At 64.6% G+C, this 20,223-nt stretch carries 8 protein-coding genes; 7 read left to right on the top strand and 1 reads right to left on the bottom strand.

Annotated features, from left to right (window positions below; translation table 11 throughout):
• Positions 1-75 precede the first annotated feature (75 nt).
• Entirely contained in the window at positions 76-10,938 is a 10,863-nt protein-coding gene (locus tag M1P90_RS22235; protein ID WP_483697593.1) for a LamG-like jellyroll fold domain-containing protein, read from the top strand.
• A gap of 442 nt (positions 10,939-11,380) precedes the next feature.
• Here the strand turns inward: M1P90_RS22235 and M1P90_RS22230 are convergent, their stop codons facing one another.
• The gene (locus tag M1P90_RS22230; protein WP_483697591.1) at positions 11,381-12,595 is read right to left on the bottom strand and encodes a hypothetical protein; all 1,215 of its coding nucleotides are present in this window, start codon (positions 12,593-12,595) and stop codon (positions 11,381-11,383) included.
• A 478-nt stretch (positions 12,596-13,073) separates the two neighbouring features.
• Here M1P90_RS22230 and M1P90_RS22225 point away from each other — a divergent pair, with 478 nt between their 5' ends.
• The 6 genes from M1P90_RS22225 (at position 13,074) to hydA (ending at position 20,052) form a co-directional block, all read left to right on the top strand.
• On the top strand, positions 13,074-13,937 hold the full coding sequence (locus M1P90_RS22225) for an ABC transporter permease (RefSeq protein ID WP_483697589.1): 864 nt from the start codon (positions 13,074-13,076) through the stop codon (positions 13,935-13,937).
• Positions 13,938-14,108: 171 nt separating this feature from the next.
• Entirely contained in the window at positions 14,109-14,888 is a 780-nt protein-coding gene (locus M1P90_RS22220; protein ID WP_483697587.1) for an ABC transporter ATP-binding protein, read from the top strand.
• Positions 14,889-15,025: 137 nt separating this feature from the next.
• Positions 15,026-15,841, top strand: coding sequence for an ABC transporter permease (locus M1P90_RS22215; protein WP_483697585.1), 816 nt, complete (start codon positions 15,026-15,028; stop codon positions 15,839-15,841).
• 373 nt (positions 15,842-16,214) lie between these two features.
• The gene (locus M1P90_RS22210) at positions 16,215-17,405 is read left to right on the top strand and encodes an ABC transporter substrate-binding protein (RefSeq protein WP_483697584.1); all 1,191 of its coding nucleotides are present in this window, start codon (positions 16,215-16,217) and stop codon (positions 17,403-17,405) included.
• 162 nt (positions 17,406-17,567) lie between these two features.
• Entirely contained in the window at positions 17,568-18,557 is a 990-nt protein-coding gene (locus tag M1P90_RS22205; RefSeq protein WP_483697582.1) for a TIGR03842 family LLM class F420-dependent oxidoreductase, read from the top strand.
• Positions 18,558-18,651: 94 nt separating this feature from the next.
• Positions 18,652-20,052, top strand: a complete 1,401-nt coding sequence (hydA, locus tag M1P90_RS22200; RefSeq protein ID WP_483697581.1) for a dihydropyrimidinase — start codon at positions 18,652-18,654, stop codon at positions 20,050-20,052.
• Positions 20,053-20,223: the final 171 nt, after the last annotated feature.

Raw genomic sequence — 20,223 nt, 5'->3', positions numbered from 1 at the left:
TAGCCGACTGGAAGCCGTGCCTCGCCCTGGCATGGGCTTGCGTCTGCGTGCCAAACCGCTCCCAGGAGAACTGCCATGCTTCGCTTTCTTACGCGTGCTGTTCTGCCGTGCCTCCTCCTGCTTGCCTGCGCCTTTGCCCTGCTGCCCCGCGCCCAGGCCGCGTTTGCGCCCGACCCAGTGACGGCGGCGTGGCAGCGCGTGCAGCAACGCGGCGCCTACAGCTTCGATAGCGACGTGGTGCAGACCACCACGCCCAGCGCATCGGTTGGGAACATCGGGCTCAGCAGCCGCGAGCAGCGCCTGCACCTCGCCGGCCAGAATGATCTGCGCAGCAACAGCACCCAGATGCGCCTCTGGACTTCTGGCGGCAGCGTGCTGCAAGCCGAAAGCGGCATTGAGGCGCGGGTGGTGAATGGCAAAGCCCAGCTGCGCCAGGGCGACGGCGCCTGGCAGGACGCGCCCGGCCTGAGCGAAACGGTTGCACCGGCGGGCAATTTCCTGGGCTACCTGGCCGCCGTGCGCGATGTGCAGGGCCACGCGCCAGAAACACGTTCGGGCGTGCTTTTCACGCGCTATGCCTTTCGCATCGACGGCCCAGCCTTTGCGCGCGCAGTGCGCGACCAGCTCGAAGCGGCGATGCGCGCGCAGGGCCAGCTTGCTGCCGGCGCGCAGCTCGACGTGCCCGCCTACTATGCCCAAATGGCCGGCGATGGCGAGCTGTGGCTTGGCGCGGATGGCCTGCCGCTGCGCCAGATTCTGCATCTGCGCTTCCCCGAGCAGCGTGGCGAAACGCTGGCCGCCAGCATCACGGTCGATCTTTCGGGCTACCCATCCCCTGGCCCTGTGCTGCTGAACATCCGCCCAGCCGACTGGCTGCCGCAGCTCGCCACCATCATGCTCTACCTGTCGTTTGCGTTGCTGCTGGCGCGTGGCTGGCGTTCGCGCCGGCTGTTTCGCGCGCTTTCGTGGGCGCTGCTGGCCGTGCTGATGATCGGCCCGGCGCTGAGTGCCGCCCGGGCGCAGGCTGCCGAAACCACGCGCGCCGCGCAAACGGCCGAGCTGGCACAGGCACAGGGCGAGCAGCAGGCGCTGGCCAATGCGCGGGCAGCCCAAACGCAAAGCGCGCAAAGGTTCGAGCCGCACGCAAACCCGCTGGCACGCGCGGCGCTGGCCCTGCCCGCTGCCATCAGCTGCCCCGGCGCCACCGACCCAAGCGACTGCGATGGCGACGGCCTGAGCAACACCCAGGAGCAGGCGATTGGCACCGACCCGCAGCAAGCCGACACCGACGGCGACAGCATTCCCGACGACGTTGAGGTCCACGGCGCGAGCTATCGCGGCACCAACTGGTATAGCAACCCGCTCGAAGCCGACACCAACCGCGATGGCCGGCCCGACGGCAGCGAGTGGCTGGTGGGCGCGAACGGCTATGAAATGCCTGACACCGACGGCGACGGCACGCCCGACCTGTTCGACAGCGACGACGACAACGACGGCGTGCCCGACCGGATCGACCTGGCGGCCACGGTGAGCACTGGCCAGCCTGGCCCGCCCGCCGCAGGCGATTTTTCGGCAACCACGCCTTTCTCGATGACGGTGGAGAATGCCGCGCCCGGCCAAACCGTGTTTGTCGATTTTCAGCTGCGCCCGCGCAACCCCGATCACCTGTGGTTCGCCTACAACGTGCTCGACTGGCCTTCCGATCGGCAGGGCCAGCTTCAGGATGCCGACGGCCGCACCTTTGCCGACCAGCCGCACAGCCCGGGCGCGCCGCCTGCCGCCGCCAACGACGGCTATGGCGACATGAAGCTGCTGCCCATGCTCGAAATCCGCATCCGTGGCGACGCGAACCTGCCGCCGCAGCGCGCCCTGACGCCGTACAACATCTTCACCAGCACCCTGACGCTCGATGGCACGCCCAAAACCGCTGCCATCGGCACGGTGGCCTATGTGCCCTTGCAGATTGTCGCCGACGAGCAGACTGGCGCGCGGGTGGCCTTTAGCGGGCGCATGCTGTTTGCCGCGCAGGGCGCGCCCATCCGCGCCGACGAAGTGCGGCTGGTATGGCTTGTGCAGGCGCTGATCGACCGCTGCCGCGCCACGGCGAATGGCCTGTGCAGCGACTACAGCGCCTACAATCAGTCGCAGGTTGTGCAAACCTACAGCGATGCCTGGTACCTGACCGGCCTGAATGCGCTCGAAGATCATGGCGCGCAGACGGCAATTGTGTACGAAGACCCCGCCGTCGACCCTAACCCGAAGGACGACGGCGCGCTGTGGTTGCTGGCCCACGGCCTCGACAACTCCTTGCTGGCCGGGCGCGACGCCAATGCCGACAGCCAGCGCGACGTGACGCTGGCAAGCCTCAAAGCGCGCTTCGACCACGCAAGCAACAGCGGCGTCTCATCCGTCGAGCGCTGGGGGATCGACAATATTCTGCGCGTCGAGAACCTGACGAGCGAAGCGGGCGACACGCGCTTCCCCACGCTGGATCAGGCCGTCACCGCCACCATCAGCAGCACTGGCACAATTCTCAGGCGCTTTGAACAAGGCTGGCAGAGCGACCACGCGATCAGGCCGCTGCTCATGTTTGCCAGCGAAACCTCGTATCGAGCGCTTGGGCTGGAAGGGCTGGGCGGCGGGCATGTGCTGCGCGATTCCAGCGGTCTCACGCTCGATTTTGGCCGTGGCAGCGCCCGCGAGCCGGTTTCGCTCGACACACAGGCCGGGCTGAAGTGGACACCGTTCTGCGGCGGCGACGGGGCCGCGCCTGGCTGGCAAAGCTGCGCGCCCGACACATACTGGGGCGTGCTTCAGCAGCGCTATGCCGCCGCCGCCCGCGTATCGGGCGATAGCGACGCAGTGGCCTATGGGCGCATGGCTGCCGCCCAGCTCTACTTCCTCGCGCTGGCGCAGGGCGTGCACGCAATTGTGCAGCGCGACGCCACGCCGCTGGCAATTGAAACGGCCCAGAGCGATCAGACGCTGTACGACGCCAACATCCAGATTGCGCCCGGCGCCGTTCCCACCACCATCGCCGTGGCCGACCTTTCGCAGCGCTACCAGGATACATTTGGCATTCTGGCCTTTCTGGGCAGCACCGCAAAAGATTTGGTGGAAGAACATGTGCCGCGCGCCGCAACCGCGATACGCACGATTTTTGCGCAGAACAAGCTGAAAGGCACCGCGCTGGCGGTTGGCATGGTGCTGGGCGTGGCGGCAATCACCGCCGGGGTGGCGCTGCTTTCGGCCTACAACCTGGCTGGCACACCGCATGTCCAGTTCGCGATCAACCTGACACTCAAGAGCGTGGTAGCCGCGCTGACGATCTACTACGGCTTTGTGCAGCCGCTGCGCGCCACCATTCAGTGGGTGCAGGCCGTGAAGGCGGCCGGCTACACTGCCGCCGAGGCGGTGCGAATTGTTGGCGCGGCCGATTCTGCGGCAATTGGCGCGTCGCGCGCATCGGGCATTATTGGCGCGCTGATCGCGATTGGCATCACCTGGGGCTTCTTTATCTACAACGTCGTCAGCAACCATGTCGAAGCCGGCAGCCCGGCCTTTAATCGGGCGCTGGCCGAAACGATCGCCGCGACCATCCTGATCATTGTGCTGACGGTGCTTTCATTCACGGTCGTTGGGCTGATCATTGTGGCAGTTATTGCGGTAATCGACATCATCCTCACAATCATCTGCGAGTCGGGCGTGGATGCGCTGAAGCAGGTGCCGGGCATGGGCGGCGGATGTTTCACGCTGGGCGGCGCGGCCACCAAGATCATTGCCAAGGTGCTGTACTCATTCGACTCAATGGTTGATCTTGAGCACAAAAGCGCCGACGGCACGAGCGACCTGGTGCTGGCCGGCCAGTTCGGCGTCAGCCTGCACGACCCGCTGCAAGGCTATGTGACCGGCAACAGCATTGATCTCACGCTTCCAATCACCACGACCATTCAGCACAAGCCGCCGGTGCCCGAAAACTGGAACCATATTCTGCCCTATTTGTGGCTGTTCTCGAAAGACAATCTGCGCAGCAGCACCTTCGCCTACAGCCTGACGCCCCAGCAGCAAGATCTGAAAGTTACGCGCGACCAGATGCGTGACGCCTGGGCCGTAGGCGATGGGCCGAAATTCGCCGCGACCCAGCTGTATCGCGCCCAGGCGCGCAGCGACCCCGCGCTGATGAGCTTGCCGCTGCCGCAGCCGGGCATCAACCGCCCGCTTGGCTTGTCGCTGAATATGGGCTATGCCGTGCCGGCCTACGAGTGCTGGATGACGCCGGTGCTCTTCCCGCTGGTGCCGGTGTGCTACACGCGCACCCTCGACGGCTCGACCTCGTCGCAGATCGACCAGCTGCGCTATGATATTCTGCCAGCGACGCTCGACGGCTTTATGGCGCTGGCCGACAAAGGCAACGGCGGGCGCGGCCTCGGCTGGGATAGCGCCTTCCCCGCGCTGCGCGACGCCGACAACGACGGCGTGCTGTCGCGCGCGTATGGCGGGCTGGATGATGACCGCAGCTGGGATAGCGATGGCGATGGCCTGAGCGACAAGTTCGAGCTTGACCAGCGGGCGCAGGGCGCCAGCTACAGCGCGGCCAGCGCCGACACCGACCGCGACGGCCTGACCGATGCGCAGGAGGCCGCGCTTGGCACGAACCCGGCCAGCCCCGATACCGATAACGACGGCATCCCCGACGGCGGTGAAGTGTTTCACGAGGTGTTCGACACCAGCGCCAACCCGGCGCGCTCGACTGGCCGTTGGGCGGGCGGCTGGGATATCCATATCCCTGCCGACGCCAGCCACGCCGCCTTCACGCTGCACGTCTCGTCCGACCCGACGCTGCGCGATACCGACAACGACGGCATCCCCGACGGTGCCGAGCGCCAGCTGGCGACTGACCCGCGCGCGACGCCAACCGACGGCGATGGCCAGCCCTTCAACCCGCTGGTGATCAACCAGAACCCGCTTCAGCTTCACGTTGCCGCCAGCGATCTGGACGGCGTAGTCGGGCCGGGCGAAACCTTCACCTACACCTCAACCGCCACCACCGACGGCCAGCCCTTTGGCGATGGCGTGCTGCAGGTTAACCTGCCCCCGGCTTTGGGCGGCACCGCGCCGCGCTTCCCGCTCGCGCTCAGCCACGCGCCAGTAACGGTGACGAATGCGCTCACCGTCGGTGCGGGCGCGGCCTCTGGCCCGATCAGCATCAGCAGCCAGGTACGCGCGCGCCTGATCGGCACGGGTGCGGGCGGCTGGGAATGGAGCGCGCCCGCCGGTTCGAGCATCCCCTTCGATGCAAGCGCCGGTCCGCAGGCGCTCGACATGGCCCCCGGCGACGATGGCTACCTGCTGGCAGCGCTGGCCTCGCCGCACGGCGCGCAGAACGAGCCCGGCAATATCGACCTGCGGGCGCTGCCGGGTGGCGGCTCGCAGCTGGCCGATGCCGACAGCAGCAACACCACCTTCTTGCGTGGCGCAACCGCGCCAGGCGTGGCCTGCACCAGCGACGGCGGCTGCATGACTGCGTGGGATCAGTTCGATAACTGTGGCGTGATTACCATCGAAAGGCTCACGATCGATCAAACGGGCAAGGACACGGACAACAACCTTGAACCAGTGATTTTTGCCACCGCCGCGAACCAGGCCGAGTTCGAGGTATGGGAAAACGACCCGCCCGGCACTACCGGCACTGTGAACATCGGCAAAGATGTCCCCTTCTGCGGCAAGGTCACGTTCCATGTCTGGGAATCCGACAGCGCCAACGCCAAAGACGACGACATGGGCACCTACGACTTTGTATCCGCCAATAGCGGCAGCACAACGCACACCTTTGCCGTCGAGGACGATGGCGCGCGCGAGTCGGTGATTGTGACCTTCAAGGCGCAGATCCGCCAGCACTTTCAGGTGGCTGGATCGATCAATCGCGCGAACACCGCCACCGTCCGGGGCCAGTTCCCACTTGCCGCGCCATCGCCGTCCACAGATTTCACGCACGATTTTCGCCCGGTCGCCGCCAACGACGGCCAGGAGTTCCTGGTGGCCTGGGAGCGCATTTCGCAAACCGCGAACGACCTGACCGCCCACATTCTGGTGCGCCGGTTCGCTGCCGACGGCGAGGCGCTCGGCGGCGAGCAGGAAATTGCCAGCCAGGCACTGGGCGCGGCTGTGGGTCAGCCGCACAGCTTCACGTTTATCGACCTGGTGTGGGCCGGCGACCGCTACCGCCTGGCCTGGAAATCAACGCTCAATGGCGCGATTCACCTGCACGACCTCGTTCGATCGGGCGGCGGCTTCAGCGCAAGCGAACTTGCCGGCGCGAACACGGGCCAGGCGGCTGGCACATTCAACAATCTGGAAGGGCCAAACCTCGCCTATGATCCGCTGAATCATCGCACGCTGCTGGCCTACGCCGCCGCCTCCGGGCAGGTGCAGGGCCTGCTGCTTGGCAATGGCGCGCCGCAGCCCTTTACGATCAGCCCGAATGGCAGGCAGCCGCGCATCGCCTACAGCCCGGTGTGGCGGGGCTGGCTGGCAAGCTGGGCCGCGCCAGATAATCACATTGCGTATGCCGCGCTGACGCCGAATGGCAGCGCGCTGCCAACTACCAACGCCCCACAGGCGTTTACCCCTTCCTTTGGCGTTGCAAGCCAGGCGCTGGCCTGCCCATCCCCCGCTGCACTGCCGGATGTGGATCTGCGCTTTGAGGAAGCGCCGGGCGCAACCACCTTTGCCGACAGCTCGGGCAATGGCTTCGCTGCCACGGCTGGCGGCGGCAGCGCGAACCCGGCCGCTGGCGCGCTCGCCAAGCTCGATGTGCCGGCCCCGCGCTATTCCGACTACGCGCTTGAGTTCGATGGCGCGGGCGATTACGCAACCGTGCCGTACCGCCTCGCCAGCGCATTTTCCGTGGCGCTGTGGCTGCGCACCAGCCAGGGCGCGGGAACGCACTGGATTTTGGATGGCTCGGCGGCGGGCGATGGCCTGGGGCTGGCGCTCGTGCTTGGCCACCTGCAATTCGGGAATTTTGGCCGCTTCACCAACAACATCCAGAGCGCGCAGAACGTCGCCGACGGCAAGTGGCACTTTGTTGCCGCCACCCACAGCATCACTAACGCCGTGCAGCTCTACGTCGACGGCAGCGCGGTGCTTGAGCAGCCGGCAATCATGCCCGCGCTGCCGCTCAGCGCCGCAAACGACATTCGCCTGGGGGGCTTGCGCGCGGGCGGCAGCGCCTTCGCTGGCCTGATCGATCAGCTCAGCATCTACCGCTCGGTGCTCAGCCCGGCCAGCGTGAAAAGCCTGTTCAACAATGGCGCCCCACCCGCGTGTATGGTGGCCGCGCCCGCCTTTGCGCCCAACGCCCCGGCAGGCCCGGCGCTTTCCTACGCCGCGCTCGACCTCCACGCGCTCGACCCGCGTGGCGCTGGCCCGTTTGACGCCAGCGCGGCGCTCACGCTCACCGTCGATCTTGCGCCGCCCAGCTCACGCCCTGTGCTGCCAACCAACCCGCAGACGCACACGGCCTTTGTGCGCGCGCCCGGTGGCACCAACCCAATCGTCGTCATTGGTGGCAGCGCCGACGACAATACCGGCGTCGCCAGGGTTGAAGTGAATGTGGATGGTGCTGGCTGGCAGCCGGCTGCTGGCGCGGCAAGCTGGGCCTTCAACCTCGCGGCGACGCCGGGCCTGCACAGCATCCAGACGCGCGCCACCGATATTGCCGGCAATGTCGAAACGCCCGCTGCGCCGCTGGCCTTGCAGATTGACGACACGCCGCCGCTGCTGGCGATTGCCGTTGATCGCGCGCCTACGGTTCCCACGCGCGCCGCCGATGGCCGCTGGCGCGTGCACGTCGCGGGCTCGGCCACCGACCCGGCTGGCAACAGCGATGTTGCCTCGGCGGCAGTGCTGCTGCAAAACCACAATGTCGACGCACCCAGCGGCGGCTGGCAGGCGGCTGCATTCCAGGGCGTATTCTGGTCGCTCGATTATGCCGTGCCCGCCAACCTGCCCGACCCAAGCGGCACCTACACGCTCACGGTGCGCGCCGACGACCTGGCTGGCAATAGCGCCCAGCTCAGCAATACACTCTCGCTCGACGCGGCCGGGCCAGTCGCCGCGCTCAGCACCCGCGATTCCACCACGGCGATCTTCACGCGCACGGCCACGCTCACCGGCCTCGTGAGCGATACGACTGGTCTGGCGAGCATGGATATGGCCTTTGTGCCGCTTCAGCACGTGCTGGCGCTTTCGGGCACTGCCCTGCTCCTGCCCTTCGACGAGCCGGCTGGCACAGGCTGGTTCGCCGACACAAGCACGCGCCACAGCAACGCTGCCTGTGTCGCAGGCGTGGCCTGCCCGGCGGCTGGCGTGCCCGGGCGCATGGATCGTGCCGTGAGCTTTGATGGCCAGTCGCTGCTTGCAGTTCCGAATTCGGATGTGCTGAACTTCGGCGCGGGCGCTGGCTTTAGCCTTCAGGCCTGGGTGCAGCCCGCTCACGGCGGCCCGGCCACCCAGCAGCTTGCCGCGAAGATGGCGGGCGGGCAGGGCTACCAGCTCGATCTGCTGGATGGCCTCGCCAGCTTCACGCTGAACGGCGCGCGCATCGCGGGCGGCCCCGACCTGCGCGACGGCCAGTGGCACCAGCTGCTCGCCGTGGCCGATGGCAGCCGGATCTCACTGTATGTGGATGGCAGCGCAGTGGGCAGCGCGCCCGCCTCCGGCGACAGCACCAGCAGTGCCGATCTTGCGCTGGGCGCGGGCTACCACGGCGCGCTCGATCAGGTCGCGCTCTGGAACCGGGCGCTGCTGCCTGCTGAAGTGGCCGCGCTGCGCGAGAACGCCGATCTGCCCTGGCAGCCGGTTGCGCTCGCGCAAGGCGGCGCGGGCGCAACAAACTCGCCGTGGGGCGGGAGCATACCCAACGCTACGGAAGACGAATACCAGATCGATCTGCGCGCCGCCGACAGCCTCGGCAACCGCGCGCTCACGCCCAACGTCTGGCACGGCATCATCGACACACTGGCCCCGCGCGTGCGCGCCGCCGCCGTGCCCACTGGCCGGTCATATACCGATGCGCGTGGCATCACCTTCAACGAAACAGAATACACCTGCGCCGCCAGCGACCAAAACCTCGATGGCGCGAGCTTCGCCTGCGCGGGCGCGCCAACCGACGTGGCGGCGCGCAGCTTCGACAACGACCCGGCGCTGCATCACCTGTTCCCCGACCTGACCGTGCGCAATGGGCTGGCCCTGAGCTTTATGCGCTGGGAAAGCAGCCCCGCCCCCGCGACGGCGCGCGCCTGCGATACCTACGGCCATTGCGCCAGCGCCAGCAGCGCGCCCGCGCCCCAGGCGCTCGCCGCCAGCGCTGCCGCCCCTGGCCCACGCGCAACGATTGTGAAGCCCTCGGCTTCGCAGATCGTGTCGTCCACTGGCCAGCTGGATATGCTGCTTGCCGCCAGCGCGCCGCAGCCACTGCGCACGGTCACGCTCACGCTTGATGGGCAGCCGGCTGCGACCTTCGCTTTCAGCCAGACTGCCGCAATCGCCAGTGCCCTGCGGCTTGCGCATGTTGGCGTGGCTGGCGAAGGCCAGCATACGCTGAGCGCACAGGCCAGCACCTGGGATGGCGCGCAGTCGGCCCCCGACACCATAACCTTCACGCTCGATTTGCAGCCGCCCGCCGTCGCGCTGGCAACTGCCGTGCTGGAGCCAGCCGACACCTACCAGATCGGCAGCGGCATCATGCGCTTCAGCGGCATCGCCACCGATACGCTTGGCCTGGCGGCCGTGCAGCTGCGCATCGGCAGCGGCCCATTTGCCGACACCACCCTGAACCCCGACGGCAGCTGGAGCACGGCGCGCTGGCTGGGCGCCGCAGCCTACGGCCAGAGCTACCGCATCACCGTGCGCGCAATCGACCGCGCCGGCCAGGTGGCCGAAACCACGCAGCAGGTGCTGGTTAACATCGGCGCGCCCAACTCGCCCGACCCGGCGGCCCTGCCCGACACCGTGATCACTAGTGGGCCGGGCGCTACCAGCGTGTCGCACGATCTCAGTTTCAGCTTCACCGGCAGCATCTCGCCCACCGCGCCACTGCACTTCGAATGCCGAATCGATGGTGGATTATGGAGCGCCTGTGCCAGCCCGCAGCGCTATACCCTTCCCGATGGCGTCTACTCGTTCGAGGCGCGGGCGCTCGACGCGCAGGGCAATGCCGACACCACACCGGCTACCTACGCCGTGACGGTCGTTAGCTCGTGCGCGGGCGCGCGGCCAACTATCACTGGCACGCCTGGCAACGACACGCTCACCGGAACGCCCGGCACGGATATCATCTTTGGCCTGGGTGGCAACGACCGCATCGACGGCGGCGGCGGCAACGACGTGATCTGCGGCGGCGATGGCGACGACCGCATTGCTGGCGGGGCCGGCGACGATCTGCTGGATGGCGGGGCCGGCAACGACGTCATCGATGGCGGGCTTGGCGACGACCGCATTGCTGGCGGGCTTGGCGACGACCGCCTGCGCGGCGCGGAAGGCAACGACGTGATCAGCGCGGGTGCCGGGCGCGATAGTGTGCGTGGCAGCAGCGGCAGCGACCAGGTGTTTGGCGGCGATGGCGATGATACGCTCGATGGCGGCAGCGGCCCCGATATCGTCGACGGCGGGGCGGGCAACGATACCCTCACCGGCTACACCGGCAACGACACGCTGCTTGGCGGCGACGGCAACGACACACTGCTTGGCGAGCGCGGCGACGATACCCTGCAGGGCGGGGCCGGCAACGACGCGCTGCAGGGCGGCCCCGGCAACGACACCCTGGCTGGCGCTGCTGGCGCCGACCGCTTCGATGGCGGCAGCGGCACCGACACCGCAACCGATTATCGTGCCGCCGAGGGCGACCGCAAAACCAGCATCGAGCGCGTGCAGTAATTTTGCCGCCGTGGCACTGAGCAGCTATAGCAGGTTGCAGTCGGCAGGGGGCAGAAAGCAGTTGCATTTTCCGCGCTGCAATGCGTTCTCGCCAGCATATAATACCAACTCCGTTGATCATTTTTGTTTTCTGGTGCTGCGCCCCGCGCCGCCGGGGCGCAGCACCAGAAAAAGAAAAGTCGGGGGCGGCGAAGCCGCCCCCGAACCCCCACGGTGTGCAAGTATTCTTGCGGATTTGGTATGAGTGTTCAGTTAGTCTGCAAATCGCTGGAATACCAGGTCCGGCCAAACACAGCACCTTGCCATTCTGAACCTTTCGGCTGCGCTCAGGCCAGGCGGCACGGGGCTGCAAGCAACAGCAGGGCAGCACGCCTGCTCAGGCGCGCAGAAGGGCGGCTGGAAGAACTCCAGCCGCCCTTCTGAATTCCAGATTGGTGTGTGCTTACGGCAGATCGGCCGCAGGGTCGATCTTGTAGCTGCCCAGTACTTCATTCGTCTTGGGCAGCAGCTCGTCGAACTGCTCGTCGGGCACAACCGTCGAAAGGATCGAAACCTTGTCGCCGCGCTGCTCGATAAAGCTGTTGCCCAGCGCCTTCACTTTGAAAGTGCTGTCGGTGTAGGTCCACACCAGCAGCACACTGCCATCGGACTGGGGCTTGGGGTCGTTGATATTGAAATCCTGCTCCGAGCCAAAGGTCTGGGTCAGGAATTTCTTCAGGAAATCAACCAGCTCGTCTTGGGTCTGCTCTTCTTTCTTGCCAAAAATATCGACGACGATGGTGGCGCGGCCGCTTGGGTCGTTCCACATCAGGATCGCCTCGCCGGGCTTGCTGTTGTCGGTTTCCTGCCAGTGGCTCGGCACATCGATTGAGAACAGGCCCGTTTTATAGTTGTAGGGCGCCAGGTCGTTGATCGTCACTTTCGTGTTGGCGGAAGCGTCGGCATTCAGCGCCACGCTGTCGTTGATTTCATATGAGCCGAGCACATTATTCAGGTCGCTTTCCAGGCGGTCGAACTGCTCGTCGGGCACCACAATCGTGAACAGCGAGATTTTGTTGCCAACCTGCTTGATGAAGCTGTTGCCCAGCAGCTTGGCCTCCGTGTTATTGGTGCCTTTGCCGGTGTAGCTCCACACAATCAGCTGGCTGGGGCCGGATTCTTTGGCGGGGTCTTGCGAGAAATCGGGCTGCGCGCCAAAGGTCTTGTCGAGGTAGCTCTTCAGCATCTCGGCCAGCGCCGAGGCTTCCTGCGTATCGCTTTCGAAAATATCGACCTGCATAAACGCATTTTCGGCCGGGTCGGTCCACTGCACAATTGCCTCGCCGGGCTTGCTGTTGTCTTTTATGGCCCAATCGGCGGGCACATCGATTGTAAAGAGTTTATCGGTATGAGTGTAGGGTTTCAGGTTGCCGATCTCGACATCGATCAGGTTTGTGCTGCTCGACGCGGCAGTTGGCTCTGGCTCGGCGGTGGGCTCCTCAGTGGGCTCGGCGGTGGGTTTGGGCTTTGGCGTGGGGCGCGGCGTGGATGTTGGCTTGGCGGTGGGCGCGGGCGCTGCGGTGGGCTCTGCGGCGGCTGGCGCACCACCACAGGCGGCGAGCAGGCTCAGGGCGGCGAGGGCTGCGAAGAAAACCGTGAAACGACGAAAGGCGACCATGCTTCCTCCTGTACGATGATAGCAAACAAGCGGACAGCTATACGGTAAACGTTCCAATTCCAGGCTTGGGTACGAGCGGCTCAGGAATGGAGCAAAATGCTCTGTAAATTTAACGAGTCATGCTCCCCATATTTACAGCAGATTGGCGGCAAATACCAAGCACTTTGGTAACGCCGGCCAAATGGTTTACGCTTATACCAATTTGATTTGACAAAATCGTGCTTCTAGCTTTATAGTTAGGGCGTCCTTTCATTGATTTTTACTCCTCGCTGGCGAACAGGGTTGCACCGTATTCGGCGCAGATGCGGCAGGCGAACAGCCGTTGCTGGCTTTGCGCTACCTCTGGGCTAGCACACATTTCCGGAGCGGGAGCCATGACGCTTCCATTCAGCCAGCTACCCAACAGCACAACAGCACCATGGCATACGCTGCCCATGTATGGCACTGTCCTGCATGCAGCAGCGCAAAGAGGCCCGGAATGAGCGACGATCTCACGCTTGCAACAGGTAGCCAGCCTGCCCGCCCCCGTTTTCTGCCGGGTGGCGCGCAGGTGCGGCGCTGGCTTTCTTCCCTGTTCATCCTGCTTGTGATTGCGATTGTGTGGGAAGGTGCCAAAGTAGCGTTTGGCATCTCGGATCAGAAGCTGCCCCACCTGAGTGCAATTTTCGGTGAGTTTGGCACGCGCACGCGTGGCGGTGCCGGCCCCACGCTGGCCTTTACCATGCTCCAAAACGCCCTGGTGACGTTTGGCGAGGCGCTGCTGGGCTTTGTGCTTGGCGCGCTGCTGGGCTGCGCGCTGGCGGTGCTGTTTGCGTCGTCGCGCCTGCTCGAGCGCGGCCTGCTGCCCTTTGTGGTTGGCTCGCAAACGGTGCCGATCCTGGCGATTGCGCCAATGGTGGTGGTGGGCCTGGGCCGCGCTGGCGCGCCCGACCTGATTTCCAAAGCCGTGGTGGCCGCCTACCTCACGTTCTTCCCCGTGACGATTGGCATGCTGCGCGGGCTGCGCTCGGTGCCGCCCGACGCGCTGGCGCTCATGCGCTCCTACGCGGCTTCGGGCAACCAGACGTTCTGGAAGCTGCGGTTGCCGGCAGCGCTGCCCTACCTGTTCACCTCGCTCAAAGTCGCCGCCACTGCCAGCGTGATCGGCGCGATTGTGGCCGAGCTGCCGGCCGGCTCGAAAAGCGGCATGGGCGTGACAATTCTCAACGCGGCGCAGTATTACAACTCGCGCCCGCCGGTCTTGTTTGTGGCGGTGCTGGTGGCGGGGGCGATTGGCCTGATCTTCTATGGCCTGGTGGCGCTGGCCGAGCGCATGATTGTTCGCGAGCGGCGAGCCGAGTAGATTTACGATTGACAATTTTGGATTTACGATGGTCAATCGCCGTTCTGATCGCAACGTGCAGGCGTATGCAATACGCCCCGGCTTGCAACCTGCAACTTGGAAGGCGTATGCAATACGCCCCGGCTTGCAACCTGCAACTTGGAACATGCAAACCTGTAAACCGTTAATCATATGACACAATCATCCTCAATGATCGCGATCGATCATGTCTCAAAAGTCTATAACAGCAACGGCAGCGCCGTCACCGCCCTGCACGACGTCAGCCTGTCGATTGCGCCGGGCGAGTTCATTTCGCTGATTGGGCCGAGTGGGTGCGGGAAAAGCACGCTGATGCGCCTGATCGGCGACCTCGACCAGCCGAGCAGCGGCAGCATCCTGGTGAAGAACAAGACGCCGGAGCGCGCCCGGATCGACCGCGACTACGGCATTGTGTTTCAGGCGCCGGTGCTGTACGACTGGCGCAGCGTCGAAAAGAATGTCGAGCTGCCGCTGGAGGTGATGGGCCGTCCCAGCACCGAGCGCCACGAGCGCGCCCAGGCGATGCTGCGACTGGTGGGCTTGCAGGATTTCGGCCATTCCTACCCCTGGCAGCTTTCGGGCGGCATGCAGCAGCGCGTCTCGATTGCGCGCGCGCTGGCCTTCTCGCCCTCGATCCTGCTGATGGACGAGCCATTCGGCGCGCTCGACGAGATCACCCGCGAGCGCATGCAGGCCGAATTGCTCTCGATCTGGGGTGGCGCAGAAACCGACACCACCGTGATTTTCGTGACGCACAGCATCCCCGAGGCCGTGTTCCTTTCCGACCGCGTGGTGGTGATGTCGCCGCGCCCGGGCCGGATCGAGAACGTGGTGATGGTGGACCTGCCGCGCCCGCGCGACATTGCCACGCGCGAGTCGCCGCGCTTCTTCGAGCTGGTGACCGAAGTGCGCGAAAGCCTGCGGGAGAGCTAATCGATAGTTCATCCACAGATTACACAGATTTTGGGCTGCAAGGCCGTAAGCAAATTGTTTGCCCAACCTTTATCTGTTTCTTTCAATGAGTTTTGAGCGCGGAGCTACTACGTTCGATTACAACGCAAGGAACAGCCATGGCCACAACCAAAGCTGCATCACTCACTCAAAACTCAAAATTTAACACTCAAAACTCCCTGCTGCCCCCTGTGCTGACCTTCTTGCTTGGGGTTGGGCTGTGGGAAGCGGTGGTGCGCCTGTTCAATGTGCCACTCTACCTGCTGCCTGCGCCGAGTGGCATTCTGAGCACGTTTTTCGGCCAGCCCGCCTACCTCGTGCGCATTGGGCTGTATACCTTTGGCGAGGCGCTGGCCGGCTTTCTGCTGGGCTGCACGCTGGGCGCGCTGCTGGCGGCAGTGTGTGTGCGCTTTGGCGATCTGGCCGACGGGCTTATTCCCTTCTCTATTGCTGCGAATGCCGTGCCAATTGTGGCGCTTTCGCCGCTGCTGGGCGTGTGGCTGGGCAGCACCACTGCCGCATCGAAGATCGGCGTGGTAACGATTATGACGCTCTTCCCCACGCTGGTGAATGTCTACAAAGGGCTGATGAGCCCGCACCCCGACGCCTTTCAGCTCATGCGCTCCTACGCCGCCCGCCAGCGCGAGATCTTCCTGAAGCTGCGCCTGCCCGCCGCGCTGCCCTACCTGTTTAATGCGCTGAAAATCTGCTCGACGCTCAGCATGATTGGCGCGGTGGTGGCCGAGTTTTTTGGCGGCACCCAGAACGCGCTGGGCGTGTATATCAAGAGCCAGGCGGGCATTCTGCGCCTGCGCGAAGCGTGGTCGGGCATTCTGATGGCGTGTTTGCTTGGCATCGCGTTTTATTTGGTCATTGTTGCGCTGGAGCGCGTGCTGATGCCGTGGCATGTGTCGTTCCGCCGAGACCGGGCGTGAGGCGAAGGTCGGCAGGTTGCAGGTTGCAGGTTTGACGACTGGCGACCGACCCTTCGACAAGCTCAGGGCAGGCAGACCGACGACGGGATGTTTCACCGCAAAGAGCGCAAAAGGCGCAAAGGGTTTGCGTGTGACAAGTTTACAGGTTCTCAGTTCTCGGTTCCATGGTTCTTGGTCTGGGCGTATAGCAATACGCCCTTCGCGGGTTCTACCTGCTGACTCCTGACTCCTGATTTCTGACTCCTGTTTGCAATGCCGCAATACATTCGGTGATGAGCACGCGGAAAGGAGATCCCCGGCCGCGCACGGGCCAGCCTGCCGAGCTGGCGTGATCACAACTTTTGGGTTTTGCTGACCTAAGGAGAAACATCGCATGCGTATTCACAAGTTCCTCAGCGCCGTCATCGTTATGATGCTGTTCGGCGCGCTGCTGGCCGCGTGTGGCGGTGCCACGCCTGCCGCCTCCCCCACCGCTGCCCCGGCGGCAGAAGCAACGGCTGCGCCCGCCGCCGAGCCAACCGCCGCGCCGGCAGCTGAGCCGACGGCAATGGCTGAGCCAACCGCAATGGCCGAGCCGACCGCAATGGCTGAACCAACCGCCGCGTCGGCACCGGCCGCCAGCGGCACGCCCGACAAAGTCACGCTGCAGCTGAAGTGGGTGGCCCAGGCGCAGTTCGCCGGCTACTATGCCGCCGCAGACCAGGGCTTCTACAAGGACGAAAATCTGGATGTGACGATCAAGCCCGGCGGGCCCGACATCGCCCCTGAGCAGGTTGTCGCTTCGGGTCAGGCCGAGTTTGGCCTCGACTGGCTGGCCAGCCTTCTGTCGGTGCGCGAGCAGGGCACGCCGCTGGTGAACATCGCTCAGGTGTTCCGCAACGCCGGTATGCGCGAGCTTTCGTGGAAGGACAGCAACATCAACTCGCCCGCCGACTGGAAGGGCAAGAAAGTTGCGGTGTGGGGCTTTGGCAATGAGTTCAACCTGCTGGCGACTCTGGCCAAGTACAACCTCGACAAAGACAAGGACATCACGCTGGTGTCGCAGCCGTTTGACATGAACCTGCTGCTGAACAAAGAGGTTGATGCCGCCGCCGCAATGACCTACAACGAGCTGTATCAGGTGCTCAGCGCCGGCCACACCATCGACGAGCTGAACATCATCGACTACAACAAGGAAGGCACTGCAATGCCCGAGGACGGCATCTTCGTCGACCAGCAGTGGCTCGACAAAGATCCGAAGAACAAGGACATTGCCGCCCGCTTCCTGCGCGCCTCGTTCAAGGGCTGGGAATACTGCCGCGACAATGTCGATGCTTGCGTGGACATTGTGCTGAAGAACGACGCCTCGGGCGTAATGACCAAGGACGCCCAGAAATGGCAGATGGTCGAGGTCAACAAGCTGGTCTGGGGCGACCCGGTCGATAAAGCCGCCAAGATCGGCTACATGGAGCCCGACCTGTTCAAGCGTGGCGCCGACACTGCCCTCAAGTTTGGCGTGATCAAGGCGGCCGCCGACGAAAAGGCCTACACCCACGAGATCTGGGATATGGCGACAAGCAAGTAACGACCAGGGGTCAGGAGTCAGGGGTCGGGGGTCAGCCATGACTCTCGCCCCTGGCTCTTCTATTTCAACGAAGAAGCTGATCAGTGTTGATTGAGGAATCGGAGGCGGCCCGCCCCTGATTTCGGGATCCTGCCTCTCGACACGTGAAAACCGGAGACTGCAATGGAATTTGGCATTACCCTCAAGCCTGACATGAGCCCGAACCGCGCGGTGGCGCTGGCAACCCAGGCCGAGGCCGCCGGCTTCACCTACGGCTGGCTGTTCGACTCGCACGTGCTCTGGCTCGAACCCTACCCGCTGCTGACCATGATGGCGCTCAACACCAAAAACATGCGCCTGGGCACCTGCGTCACCAACCCCGCCACCCGCGACCCGAGCGTCACCGCCAGCGTGCTCGCCACGCTCAATCTCGTTTCGGGCGGGCGCATGGACCTGGGCATTGGGCGTGGCGACAGCGCGCGGCGCGTGCTGGGCAAGAAGCCAACCACGCTGGCCGGGCTTGAGCAGGCCGTGCGGATCATCAAAGACCTGGCCGAGGGCCGCCCGACCGACTACGACGGCGAGCAGATCCAGATGGACTGGGCTAGCGGCTCGCTGCCCGTCTGGATCGCGGGCTACGGCCCCAAGGCGCTGGCCCTGGCCGGCCGCGTCGCCGACGGCGTGATCCTGCAGCTTGGCGACCCGGCGCTGATCAAGTGGTGCATGGGCTTTGTGCACGAAGGCGCGCGCGCAGCCGGCCGCGATCCGTCCAGCATCAAAGTCATGGCTGCGACGGCGGTGTGGGTTTCGGATGATCTGGCCGAAGCACGCGAGCATGTGCGCTGGTTCCCCGCGCTGGTTTCCAACCACGTCATGGACCTGGTCAATCGCTACGATCCTGCCGACCTGCCGCCCGAGCTGACGGCCTATGTGCGCAACCGCGAAGGCTACGACTACCAGCACCACGCCGAAGTTGGCAGCAGCAACGCCCAGTTTGTGTCGGATGAAGTGACCGACCGCTTCTGCATCGTCGGCACGCGCGACGACCACATCCGCAAGCTGCGCGAGCTGCGCGACGCTGGCGTTGATCAGTTCAACATCTACCTGATGAGCGGCGACGAAGAAGGCACGCTTGAGGTCTATGGCAAGGACATTCTGCCCGCGCTTGGGTAACGCGCACCGCGCCACATAGCGCGAAAACGTGCTATGCTAGGCGCTACGCTTCAGCAGTTCCGAATCACGCTGTCAGAGCGAAAAGGAGACCCGCATGAGCACACTGATCAAAGGCGGCACGATTGTCACCGCCAGCGACACCTACCAGGCCGACGTGCTGATCGACGGCGAGAAGATCGTCACGATCGGGCACGGGCTGAGCGCCGACACCACCATCGACGCGACCGGCAAGTATGTCATCCCCGGCGGCATCGACGTGCACACGCACCTCGACATGCCCTTTGGCGGCACGGTTTCGTCGGATGATTTTTTCACCGGGCATCGTGCGGCGGCCTTTGGCGGCACCACCATGCACATCGACTTCGCCATCCAGCCCAAGGGCGCCACGCTGCGCGAAACGCTCGATATCTGGCATGGCAAAGCCAACGGCAAGGCCGCAGTCGATTATGGCTTCCATGTCGCAATCACCGACCTGCCCCAGTCGGTGATGGACGAGATCAAGAACTGCCCCGATTATGGCGTCACCAGCCTGAAGCTGTTTATGGCCTATAAAGGCGCGCTCATGGTCGACGACGCGACGCTGTTCAAGGCCATGCAGCAGGCCGCCGAGCATGGCTTGCTGATTATGGTGCACGCCGAGAATGGCGACGCAATCGATATTCTGGTGAAAGAAGCGATTGACGCGGGCAACCTTGCGCCGAAGTACCACGCGCTGACGCGCCCGCCCGAGCTCGAGGCCGAGGCGACCGAGCGCGCCATCCGCCTTTCGGAAGTGGCTGGCAGCCCGCTCTATGTCGTGCATGTCACCAACGCGGGCGCGATGGAAGCCATCCGCGATTCGCGCGCGCGTGGCCGCAGCAACCAGATCTTTGGCGAAACCTGCACGCAGTATTTCTTCTTCACCAAAGATGACCTGGCGCGCGAGGGCTTTGAAGGCGCGAAGTGGGTCTGCTCGCCGCCCTACCGCGAGAAATACGACCAGGAAGCGCTCTGGGGCGCGGTCGCCAGCAATGCGCTACAGGTCGTCAGCACCGACCACTGCCCGTTCTGGTATGAAGGCGGCAAAGACGGCAAGACGGCCGGCAAGGAGCTTGGGAAAGACAACTTCGCCGCCATCCCGAACGGCTGCCCAGGCATCGAAGACCGCATGATGGTGCTGTACACCGCTGGCGTGCGCGGCGGGCGCTTCTCGCTCAACCGCTGGGTCGAGCTGTGCTGCACCAACCCGGCCAAGCTGTTTGGCTGCTACCCGCAGAAGGGCACGATTGCGCCGGGCACCGACGCCGACGTGGTGGTGTGGGACCCGAACGCGACCTACACGATCACCGCCGCCAGGCAGCACCAGAACACCGACTATAACCTGTACGAGGGCATGGAAGTGACGGGAATGCCCAGCGTCGTGCTGTCGCGCGGGCGCGTGCTGGTACAGGATGGCGAGTGGAAGGGCGAGCAGGGCGCGGGCAAGTTCGTCAAGCGCAACCGCTTCAAGATGTAGCGCACACTGTTCGCGCCGAACCACGCGGGCGTTTACCACAAAGGCTCGAAGACACGAAGGAATTAATGTGCGATAATAGTGATGGTTGCGCAGTTGATGCGCTAAGCCTTCGGTTCGGCAGACTCACCGCAGGCGGCAGTTCTTAATCAGGGTTGGCAACTGCGGCACTCA

It is taken from the genome of Kouleothrix sp. 19917 (assembly GCF_057073505.1).
This window is presented reverse-complemented; position numbering and strand designations above follow the sequence as displayed.